General features: G+C 56.6%; 3 protein-coding genes. All 3 read left to right on the top strand.

The window, feature by feature from the left end; genetic code table 11:
* Positions 1-663 (top strand): site-specific integrase (locus B7444_RS12850; RefSeq protein WP_048855189.1); only part of this gene is annotated, 663 nt, incomplete at its 5' end.
* Complete coding sequence (locus tag B7444_RS12845; protein ID WP_035729294.1) at positions 660-2,477, top strand: hypothetical protein; 1,818 nt, start codon at positions 660-662, stop codon at positions 2,475-2,477. The genes B7444_RS12850 and B7444_RS12845, both read left to right, overlap by 4 nt.
* Before the next feature lie 183 nt (positions 2,478-2,660).
* Positions 2,661-2,888 (top strand): hypothetical protein, encoded by a 228-nt coding sequence (locus B7444_RS12840; protein WP_146911459.1) that lies wholly within the window; start codon positions 2,661-2,663, stop codon positions 2,886-2,888.
* Positions 2,889-3,112 lie beyond the last annotated feature (224 nt).

Raw genomic sequence — 3,112 nt, 5'->3', positions numbered from 1 at the left:
CTGCGACGTATTGGAGGGCTTGAGGCGACCAAAAATCGCCAGGATAGCTTTTGGCTCGACCACCACCAGGACATCTCTGACGCCATCAAAGCAGCACGCACGCAGGGCGAAGCAGACGGATTAGCACGAGCCATTCGCGAAGGTGCCGCTCATACCCCGCCGCACCAAATCCCTAGCGGTCCCTCTCAATCGCCTGTTCCGGCACGGCGCGGGTCGTCGAAGCCCTGGCCTTCTCTCATTGATGATTTCTTTTCCAAGAAGGGCATCAAGGACAAGACGCTAGATTCATATCGCGCAGCACTGGGAGAGCTGGAACAACATATCGGCCCCAAAAGGGTGCGAGACATCACACTACAAGACCTCCAAGGCTTTATTGACCATCTCGAAACCCGTCCAAACAAGCGCGGCGGGGTACTGAAACGCGACAGTGTAAAGCGATACAAGAGCCACCTTAATGTGTTCTTCGAATGGTGCATGAGCCGGGAGCACATGCCCGAAATCAATCTTGGACGTATACAAATCAGAGACAGGACCGAAGGAGAGAAGCTGGATGTTCCACGCCGAGCCTTCACCGAACATGAACTGACAACTATTTTCAGCAGCCCCCTATTTACAGGCTACAAAGGCCATGAGAGCCGGACCGGGCGGAGGGCGGCGGAATGATTATCGGCGCGACCAGAATCCGGGTCGCCTCGAAGTCCGGCCCACATGCGCTGATAAAGCACGTCTTCGCCGGGAAAGATAATGAAGCCATTGCCATTCTCCAGGGCGGCAGACACATGGTCCAAGCGGCTCACGAGGCTGCCGGGAGGACATACAGCAACCGCCATTTTTCAGTGTCCCCGGAAGAGGCAACGACGCGAGACCAAGCGCGGGGTATCTTCCAGTCCATCGCAGCCGAGTTCGGCTTCAATCTTGATGATGCAACGGTAGTAGAGCATCGGAAATCCCGCCAGGACGGCCAAGGATATGAGCGCCACTGGCATATAATAGTGCCCGAGATGCGCCAAGATGGTAGCGCACTGGACAGCAAGTTTATGAAGCCGCGCCAGGAGAAGCTCGGCAGGCTGGCAGAAATCCGGCTGGGCCATCATGTGACCCACGGCAAGCATGATAAAGCCGTATTGAAGGCCCTGGAGCGTGACAGCCTGCCGGAAGCCCAGGCGTTCGCGGACATCTTGAAGTGGCGGGAGTTTGGGCCAGGCGCTGGCACTCCGAAGGCGGCTTACAGTTCGGAGACCCACCAAATCCTGAAGAGGAACGGTCTGAGTACCCCCGCCATCAAGGCCGCCATATCCGCAGCATGGCAGGCAAGAAGCGCGGAAAACGGCCTCTCTTTCAAAGACATGCTTCACCATTGCGGCATCGACCTAGTGCCAGGCCGACGACCAGGCACATGGGTCGCGTCAGTTGATGGTGTGGAAGTCACGGCTCTGCACCGTCTCCTAAAAATCAAGGCGGCGGAGGTATCGGCAGAGATGGCACAGTCACGGAAATCACCCGCATGGACCAGAGCCCAGGGCGGCTATGATGAGTTGAGCACGCAGAACCAGAAGCGTGCCCAAAGCAGCTTTCAGGCGTTCCAGCGTATCTATCATGCCCGTCATGGGACCGAGTACCCGTATGACCTGGAGAACTATGTCGCATGGGTCCAAGAACAGGAGGCATTGCGTCAGCAGTCCACCCCAGCGATGACCCCGGCATCCCCCAGGCGCACCGGGGCCTTCAGTGATGAGCAGGCCCCCCCTGTCCAGCAGACACCAACGGCGCAGGCTCCATCACGTCCGAAATCGCTACCTCTCCCGGATGACAAAGATGCCCTCAAGCGCGTGGTTGGTGAATCGCCCTGGTCTGAGGCCAATCGTGACCCCGTTCGCATCTCTGACGAGTACCGCAGGCGCGTGCAGACAGTCCGTGAGAAAGCGGAAAAGCGGCTGGAAACCACCGAAAAATCCATCGAGCGCACAGCTCCACGGGACGAGATTGCTGAGGGTAAAACCGTCGAGAAACTCGCTGATATCGCTGCCGGTATTGCTCTCAAACTGGTCAATAGCATCTTGAAAGTGTTCGGTATCCCGGAAATCCCGCATCCGAATTTCGGTGGTCCTCGGGTTGTCGGTCAGTTCCCCGGCAATCCGCGTGAGCATGAGACGGCACACAAGGAGGCCGAAAAACTCAGGGAGTATGTTGCCAACCTTCCCGACGACGAGGCCATCACGCAAAAGGGGGAGCATGTCGCCCAGGCCAGACAAGCAGAACACGATGGCTGGCTTGACCAGACAGCCCCGGCACGTCTCAAGCTCTCTAGTATCGAAGCAAGAGAGAAAGCAGAGCTTGAGGAACAGGAACGCAAGGCTCGCGTGGAGGAAGCCCGCCAGGCGCAGGCCCTGGCAGCGAAGGAGCGTGTGGAGCTTGATGCCCCGGAACTCGGCCCAGAGGTCCATCTCGACGAGAAAATCGAGCGCCTGAGGTTCTGACTTATTGCAACAAAACGTGACAGGGAGAACCATCGGTTCATGAGAACTGATGACCCTTTTTTCATGAATCATCATCACACGTCATGAATTGATGAACGGTTCATAAATGGCTGTTTTCTGCTAATTATTTCGTCCTATCCCATTCCGTGATTCGATATCTCCAGGTCAATAGAAGGAGATTGAGTGATGGTGGATGTGGTGATTTGGGTGGGAACACCGGGAGCGGGACCAGCGGGAGTTCGGGACGTTGACGATGGGCCACTGGTCGATGCCCTGGCCCGATGCGGCGCAATGTCGGACCGCATCATCGTTGAGAGGATGTCGGGTGTGTTGGACATGCCCGCATGCGCGCTGTCAGTTCACCACCTGGGCGGGGTGCTCGCCTTGGGGGTCGGGTTGGGAGCCATTTGACCCGCTAACCCCCTGTGTGGCACACACCTGTGGCACACGCTGGCTTCCTGTAAGCCATTGTTTTGATTAATCAATACGTTGGATTCCCCTCGTTTTTCCTCCCCTATGGGACACCAAATTTTTTTGGTAATGGTATCAGCGACATAGAGCTGTATCGGGCGCCAAAACTAAAAAATTAAATAGCGATTTTGGACCAATTCTGGACCAATGACGATTCCGTCTCA

The sequence above is a fragment of the Gluconobacter thailandicus F149-1 = NBRC 100600 genome (assembly GCF_000964465.1).
GTDB classification, from domain to species: Bacteria; Pseudomonadota; Alphaproteobacteria; order Acetobacterales; family Acetobacteraceae; genus Gluconobacter; species Gluconobacter thailandicus.
This window is presented reverse-complemented; position numbering and strand designations above follow the sequence as displayed.